Here is a 1,013-nt window from a genome sequence, read left to right as displayed (position 1 = left end):
GTCGACAAGCTGGGCGAGGTCCTGCCGTCCGGTCTGGACAGCCTGTTCTTCACCAACTCCGGCAGCGAGGCGGTGGAGGCCGCCCTGCGGCTGGCCCGCCAGGCCACCGGCCGCCCCAATGTCATCGTCTGCCACGGCGGCTTCCACGGCCGTACGGTCGCCGCCGCCTCCATGACGACCTCCGGCATCCGCTTCCGGTCCGGCTTCTCCCCGCTGATGAGCGGTGTCGTCGTCACCCCGTTCCCGTCTGCGTACCGGTACGGCTGGGACGAGGAGACCGCGACCCGCTTCGCCCTGAAGGAGCTGGACTACACGCTCCAGACGATCTCCTCGCCCGCCGACACGGCCGCGATCATCGTCGAGCCGGTGCTCGGTGAAGGCGGGTACGTCCCCGCCAACCGCGCCTTCATGGAGGGCCTGCGGGAGCGCGCGGACCGGCACGGCTTCCTGCTGATCCTCGACGAGGTGCAGACCGGAGTCGGGCGCACCGGCCGCTTCTGGGGCCACGACCACTTCGGCGTCACCCCGGACATCCTCGTCACCGCCAAGGGCCTGGCCAGCGGCTTCCCGCTGTCCGGCATCGCCGCCTCCGAGGAGCTGATGAGCAAGGCGTGGCCCGGCTCGCAGGGCGGCACGTACGGCGCCAACGCCGTCGCCTGCGCCGCGGCCTGCGCGACCCTGGACGTCGTACGCGACGAGAAGCTCGTCGAGAACGCCGAGGCGATGGGCAAGCGGCTCCGCACGGGCCTGGAGGCGGTGGCCGACCGGACGCCGGGCATCGGCGACGTGCGCGGCCTCGGCCTCATGCTGGCCACCGAGTTCGTCACCGAGGACGGCAGCCCCGACCCCGAGACCGCCGCCCGGGTACAGCGCGCCGCCGTCGACGAGGGCCTGCTCCTGCTGCTGTGCGGCGCCTGGAACCAGGTCGTCCGCATGATCCCGGCGCTCGTCATCGACGAGACGGGCGTGGACGAGGGCCTCCAGGCCTGGGCGAACGCCGTCGAGGCCGGCAC

General features: G+C 72.8%; 1 protein-coding gene. It reads left to right on the top strand.

Features of this window, described 5'->3' with window-relative positions; all coding sequences use genetic code 11:
• The coding region (locus IE97_RS0137785; RefSeq protein WP_030252152.1) for an aspartate aminotransferase family protein at nt 1-1,013 on the top strand (1,013 nt) is incomplete at both ends.

The organism is Streptomyces sp. NRRL S-455, assembly GCF_000717875.1.
Classification (GTDB): Bacteria; Actinomycetota; Actinomycetes; order Streptomycetales; family Streptomycetaceae; genus Streptomyces.
The sequence above is the reverse complement of the archived record's forward strand: the minus strand, read 5'-3'. Positions and strand labels throughout refer to the sequence as shown.